The 6074-nt window shown below is 73.0% G+C and carries 6 protein-coding genes; 3 read left to right on the top strand and 3 right to left on the bottom strand.

Features of this window, described 5'->3' with window-relative positions; translation table 11 throughout:
* The 3 genes from ETD96_RS39665 to ETD96_RS39675 all read right to left on the bottom strand — a co-directional run.
* Positions 1–256, bottom strand: a 256-nt coding sequence (locus ETD96_RS39665) for a sigma factor (protein ID WP_274704684.1), incomplete at its 3' end; no start/stop codon positions are given.
* The gene (locus tag ETD96_RS39670) at positions 253–588 is read right to left on the bottom strand and encodes a YciI family protein (protein ID WP_138641632.1); all 336 of its coding nucleotides are present in this window, start codon (positions 586–588) and stop codon (positions 253–255) included. The genes ETD96_RS39670 and ETD96_RS39665, both read right to left, overlap by 4 nt.
* A gap of 19 nt (positions 589–607) precedes the next feature.
* Positions 608–3190, bottom strand: a complete 2583-nt coding sequence (locus ETD96_RS39675) for a phosphoenolpyruvate carboxylase (protein WP_240808557.1) — start codon at positions 3188–3190, stop codon at positions 608–610.
* Between the two features lie 204 nt (positions 3191–3394).
* On the opposite strand from ETD96_RS39675, the gene ETD96_RS39680 reads away from it, so the two are divergent.
* The 3 genes from ETD96_RS39680 to ETD96_RS39690 all read left to right on the top strand — a co-directional run.
* On the top strand, positions 3395–4987 hold the full coding sequence (locus tag ETD96_RS39680; RefSeq protein ID WP_138641634.1) for an acyl-CoA carboxylase subunit beta: 1593 nt from the start codon (positions 3395–3397) through the stop codon (positions 4985–4987).
* A gap of 28 nt (positions 4988–5015) precedes the next feature.
* Positions 5016–5258 (top strand): acyl-CoA carboxylase subunit epsilon, encoded by a 243-nt coding sequence (locus tag ETD96_RS39685; protein ID WP_138641635.1) that lies wholly within the window; start codon positions 5016–5018, stop codon positions 5256–5258.
* A gap of 130 nt (positions 5259–5388) precedes the next feature.
* On the top strand, positions 5389–6074 hold a 686-nt coding region (locus tag ETD96_RS39690), incomplete at its 3' end, for an NYN domain-containing protein (RefSeq protein ID WP_138641636.1).

The raw sequence follows: 6074 nt of genomic DNA on the forward strand, positions 1-6074 counted from the left end.
GCTTGGCCGCGCCGGCGGCGTCACGGCGCAGCCGGTCGAAGGCGCGGTTGCGGGCCGCCGTCGTGAGCCACGCGCCGGGGCGGTCCGGGACGCCGTCGCGGGGCCAGGTGGCGAGGGCGGCGGCGAACGCGTCCTGCGCGCAGTCCTCGGCGAGGTCCCAGTCCCCGGTCAGGCCGATGAGGGTCGCGACGACCTGGCCCCATTCGTCCCGGTAGGCGGCGTCGACCGCCGCGCGCACGCCGTCCGGCGCGGTCATTCCCAGACGGGACGGACCTCGACTCCGCCCCACCGCGCGTAGGGGTGGCCCGCGGCGATATGGATGGCCTCGTCCAGATCGGCGCACTCGATGATCACGACGCCGCCGACGAAGTCCTTCGTCTCGGCGTACGGCCCGTCCGAGACGAGGGTCTCCCCGTCCCGGACCCGGACCGTCGTCGCGTCCGCGACGGGACGCAGCCGCACGCCGAAGCGCTCCGCGCCGCGCCGCTCCAGGTCGGCGAGCCACGCCCGGTGCCCCGGGTCGGCCGCGATCTCCGCGTTGGACGGCGAGACCTGCTCGTCGTCGCAGATCAGCAGTGCGTACCTCATGCAGCCGATTCTGCCCCGGTCAGCCGGTGTTCTGGAGGCCCGCGGCGACGCCGTTGACCGACAGGAGGAGCACTTCTTCCAGGTGGGCGCGCTCGTCGTCGTTCTCCACGCCCGCGCGGAGGGCCTTCAGGGCCCGCAGTTGCAGGTGGGAGAGGGCGTCCACGTACGGGTTGCGCAGCTCGACGGCGCGGGACAGGACGCGGCGGTTCTCCAGGAGGCGTTCGTGGCCGGTCACCGCGAGCACCAGGCGGCGGGTGCGGTCGTACTCGGCCAGGACGGTCTCGGAGAGTTCGGGCCGCTCGCCCAGGGCCAGGTAGCGCTCGGCGATCGCCCGGTCGGACTTGGCGAGGCTCATCTCGGCGTTGTCGAGGAGGGTGTTGAACAGCGGCCACGCCTCGTACGCCTCGCGGAGCTCGGTGAGGTCGCGGCCGTCGTCGGAGACGGCGGCGAGGCCGCTGCCGAGGCCGTACCAGCCGGGCAGGTTGACGCGGGTCTGCGTCCAGGCGAACACCCAGGGGATGGCGCGCAGGTCCTCCAGGCCGCGGGCGGCCTTGCGGCGGGCGGGACGGGAGCCGATGCGCAGCTCGGAGATCTCTTCGAGGGGGCTCACCCGGGCGAACCAGACGGCGAAGTCCGGGGTCTCGATGAGGGCGCGGAACGCCGACCGCGCCGCGTCGCTGATCTTGTCGGCGAGCGGGCGGAAGCGGGCGGCGGCCTCGCGGGCGCGGTCCTGCACGGGGTCGGTCGAGGCGAGGAGGACCGCGCTGGTCACCTGCTCGACGTGGCGGCGGGCGATCTCGCGGTGGCCGTAGCGGGCGAAGATGACCTCGCCCTGCTCGGTGACCTTGAACCGGCCCGCGACCGAGCCGGGCGCCTGCGCGAGGATCGCGCGGTTCGCGGGGCCGCCGCCGCGGCCGAGCGAGCCGCCGCGGCCGTGGAACAGGGTGAGCTTGATGTCGTGGCGGGCCGCCCACGCGGCGAGGGCCTCCTGCGTGTCGTACAGGCGGAGGGTCGCGCTGGTCGGGCCGAGCTGCTTGGCGGAGTCGCTGTAGCCGAGCATGACCTCCAGGCGGCGGCCGGTGTCGTCCAGGCGGCGCCGCACGGCGGGGATCTCCAGCATCCCGTCCAGGACGGCCGGGGCGTGCTCCAGGTCCTCGCCGGTCTCGAACAGCGGGATGACGTCCAGCACGGGCGCCCCCTCGCCGAGGGACTCGGCGAGCGCGTGCACGTTCGCGATGTCCTGGGCGGAGCGGGTGAACGAGACGATGTAGCGGTGGCAGGCGCGGACGCCGAAGCGCCGCTGGATCCACGCGACGACCCGGAGAGTCTCCAGGATCTCCTCGGTCATCTCCGAGCGCTCGCCGTCGAGCTCGGCGAGGGCCCGCTCGTGCAACTCGGAGTGCTGGCGGATCTCCAACTCGGCGAGGTGGAAACCGAACGTCTCGACCTGCCAGATCAGCTGCTGGACGCGCCCGTACGCCTGCCGGACGGCGCCCGCGGCGGCGAGGGAGTCCTGGACGGCGCGCAGATCGGCGAGCAGCTCCTCCGGGGACGCGTAGGCCAGGTCGGCGTTGCGCTCCCGCGTCGCGGCGATGCGGGCGGCGGCGTGCAGCAGGAGCTGCCGGTGCGGCTCGCCCGGGGAGCGCTTGGCGATCTCCGCGATCAGGCCCGGCTGCGCGGTGCGGGCGGCGGCGAGGGCGTCCAGCAGGCCGGGCGAGGCGGGCGTGGTCGTCTCGTGGACGGTCAGCTCCCGGCCGATCCGGGCGGTCGCGTTCTCCAGCGCGTGCAGGACGTGCTCGGCCTGGATCATCACGGCGTCCCGGGTGACCTGCGCGGTGACGTAGGGGTTGCCGTCGCGGTCGCCGCCGATCCAGCTGCCGAACCGCAGGTACGGGTGCGCCTTCGGGGGCCGGGTGCCGGTGTCCGCGCCGTCGAGCGCGCGGTCCAGCGCCCGGTAGATGTGCGGGACGACCCGGAAGATCGTCTCGTCGAACGCGGCCATCGCGGTGCGGACCTCGTCCAGCGGGTCGAGCTGGGTGTGCCGGCGCAGCGCCGTCCGCCACAGCAGGTCGATCTCCTCGCGGAGGCTGCGCTCGGTCTCCTCCCGCTCCGACGCGCCGGGCGCCTCGTTCAGCCGGGTCAGCAGGTCGCTGATCCGCTGGATCGCGGTGACCACGGCGCGGCGGCGCGCCTCGGTCGGGTGCGCGGTGAAGACGGGCCGGAACTCCAGGCCCTCGACGATCTCCGCCGGCCGGCCGTCGCCGGAGGCGCGGATCTCCTCGATCGCGGCGGCCACCGACCCCGGCACGGTGTCGCCGGTGTCGCGCTCCCGCAGCGTCCGGATGCGGTGGTGCTCCTCGGCGAGGTTCGTCAGGTGGAAGTACACGGTGAAGGCGCGGGCCACCAGCCCGGCGCGCTCCAGCGTCCAGCCGTCGACGAGCGCGGCGACCTCGTCGATGCCGGTCTCGCCGCGGCGCGCCGCGATCACGGCGTGGCGGAGCCGTTCGACGTCGTCCAGCAGCTCTTTCCCGCCGTACTCCACGAGCCCGTCGCCGAGCATCGCGCCCAGCAGCCGGACGTCGCGGCGCAGCGGCTCGGGCATGTCCTGCCGAAAAGTGTCACGGGGCCTCCTTCGTCGGCCCCCTGACACCTGGTGTGCTCTGCTCATTGGTGCCCTCGCTGCGCTCGGTCACGTGTCTTCGTAGCCACCCGACCAAGCCTAACGAGCGAGCCCAGGGCGGGGTTCGTCCCGGTCACCGGCACCCGGCCGCAAGAGCCGCATCAGTCGCCGGTTACCCTGACCGGCATGGCGACGGAAGCCCCTGAGCCCCCCGTGGACTACGACCTCCACACCACGGCGGGGAAGATCGCGGACCTGGAGCGGCGGCGCTACGAGGCGGTGAACGCCGGATCCGCGCGCGCCGTGGAGAAGCAGCACGCCAAGGGCAAGATGACGGCCCGGGAGCGGATCGACGCGCTGCTCGACCCCGGTTCGTTCGTGGAGTTCGACGAGATGGCGCGGCACCGCTCCACCAACTTCGGGATGGAGAAGAACCGGCCCTACGGCGACGGCGTCGTCACCGGCTACGGCACGGTGGACGGGCGCCCGGTCGCGGTGTTCAGCCAGGACTTCACCGTCTCCGGCGGATCGCTGGGCGAGGTCTTCGGCGAGAAGATCTGCAAGGTCATGGACCACGCGATCAAGACCGGCTGCCCGGTGATCGGGATCAACGACTCCGGCGGCGCGCGGATCCAGGAGGGCGTGGTCGCGCTCGGCCTGTACGCGGAGATCTTCAAGCGGAACGTGCACGCCTCCGGCGTCATCCCGCAGATCTCGCTGGTCATGGGCCCGTGCGCGGGCGGCGCGGTGTACTCCCCGGCGATCACCGACTTCATCGTCATGGTCGACCAGACGTCCCACATGTTCATCACCGGCCCCGACGTGATCAAGACGGTCACCGGTGAAGAGGTCACAATGGAGGAGCTGGGCGGGGCGCACTCGCACAACTCCAAGTCCGGCGTCGCCCACTACCAGGGGTCGGACGAGGACGACGCGATCGAGTACGTCAAGGCGCTGCTGTCGTACCTGCCGTCCAACAACCTGTCCGACGCGCCCGCGTTCGACGTGCCGGTGGACGTGACCGAGCTGGACGAGGAGCTCGACACCCTCATCCCCGACTCGCCGAACCAGCCCTACGACATGCACACCGCGATCGAGCGGGTGCTGGACGACGGCGAGTTCCTGGAGGTCCAGGAGCAGTTCGCGCCCAACATCATCGTCGGGTTCGGCCGCGTCGAGGGCCACTCGGTCGGCATCGTCGCGAACCAGCCGATGCAGTTCGCCGGGACGCTCGACATCGACGCGTCCGAGAAGGCCGCCCGGTTCGTCCGGACCTGCGACGCCTTCAACATCCCGGTGCTGACCTTCGTGGACGTCCCCGGCTTCCTGCCCGGCACCGACCAGGAGTGGAACGGCATCATCCGGCGCGGCGCGAAGCTGCTGTTCGCCTACGCCGAGGCCACCGTCCCGCTCGTCACGATCATCACGCGGAAGGCGTACGGCGGCGCCTACGACGTCATGGGGTCCAAGCACCTCGGCGCCGACATCAACCTGGCGTGGCCGACCGCGCAGATCGCGGTGATGGGCGCGCAGGGCGCGGTCAACATCCTGTACCGGCGCGAGCTGGCCGCCGCGGACGACCCGGACGCCCGCCGCGCCGAGCTGATCACCGAGTACGAGGACACGCTCGCCAACCCCTACATCGCGGCCGAGCGCGGCTACGTCGACAACGTGATCAAGCCGTCGGAGACGCGCGGGCAGGTCGTGCGGGCGCTGCGGTCGCTGCGCGAGAAGCGCAAGACGCTGCCGCCGAAGAAGCACGGGAACATCCCGCTGTGACCCGGACTCTCCTGGAAGGCCGGTTTTCGTGAGCTCCGAGCAGAAGCCGTTCCTGCAGATCGTCCGGGGCGACCCGGGGCCGGAGGAGATCGCCGCGCTCGTCGCCGTGCTGACCGCCCGCGCGCAGGCCGCGGCGGCGGCGCGGGACGGCGGCGGCCCGGCCCGCCCGTCCCGGTGGGCGGACCGGTCACGGCTCGTCCGCAACACGTTCGCGGGCGACCTCGGGCCGCGCGGCCCGGGCGCCTGGCGGGCGAGCGCCCTACCGCGCTGACCTGCCCGATGAGCCGCGGCGCGGCCCGCCCGCGGCGGGCCGCGCACCGACTCCCCGCGGACCGCCCGCAGCGAGATGTAACCGTGGTTCGCACCCAGTGGGGGCCTCCGCACGAATAAGGTGGAAGGCCATGGCCACCTCGGAGTACGTTGCCCAGCCCGCGCGATACGCCATCTTCGTCGACGCGGGATACCTTTACGCGGCCTCCGGTGCGCTGCTGCTCGGCTGCGGATCCCGGCGCGAGTACCGGGTCGCCGCCGAGAAGCTGATCAAGGCGCTGACCGACCACGCCGACGGGCAGCGGCGCGGCGAGCTGCTGCGGGTGTACTGGTTCGACGCCGCGCCGAAGAAGCAGCCGACGGTCGACCAGCGCGTGATCGCCAACCTGCCGCTGGTGAAGCTGCGGCTCGGCAACCTGAACGCGCAGGGCCAGCAGAAGGGCGTGGACGCGCAGCTGCGCGCCGACCTGGAGGCCCTCGCCCGGCACCGCGCGATCACCGACGCGGTGCTCCTGGCCGGCGACGAGGACATGCTGCCCGCCGTGGAGGCCGCGCAGCGCTACGGCGTCCGCGTGCACCTGTGGGGCGTCGAGCCGACGCACGGCTCCAACCAGGCCGAATGGCTGGTGTGGGAGTCCGACACCGTCGAGGTGCTGCCCGCCGAGTTCCTCCGCCCGTACTTCACCAAGGCCAAGGTGCTGCCGGTGCCCGCGCCGGGCAGCGCCGCCGCCGTCCGGGACGCCGCGGCCGCCGCGCAGCGCGCGAACCCCGTCCCGTCCCCGTCCCAGGTGGTCGCGTCCAAGCCCCCGGGCCCTCC

Source organism: Actinomadura geliboluensis, from assembly GCF_005889745.1.
Taxonomy (GTDB): Bacteria; Actinomycetota; Actinomycetes; order Streptosporangiales; family Streptosporangiaceae; genus Spirillospora; species Spirillospora geliboluensis.

Bases quoted from the DNA above. Each gene is read 5' to 3' on its own strand.
- ETD96_RS39670 (WP_138641632.1), bottom strand. From the start codon at position 588: ATGAGGTACGCACTGCTGATCTGCGACGACGAGCAGGTCTCGCCGTCC.
- ETD96_RS39675 (WP_240808557.1), bottom strand. From the start codon at position 3,190: ATGCCCGAGCCGCTGCGCCGCGACGTCCGGCTGCTGGGCGCGATGCTC.
- ETD96_RS39680 (WP_138641634.1), top strand. From the start codon at position 3,395: ATGGCGACGGAAGCCCCTGAGCCCCCCGTGGACTACGACCTCCACACC.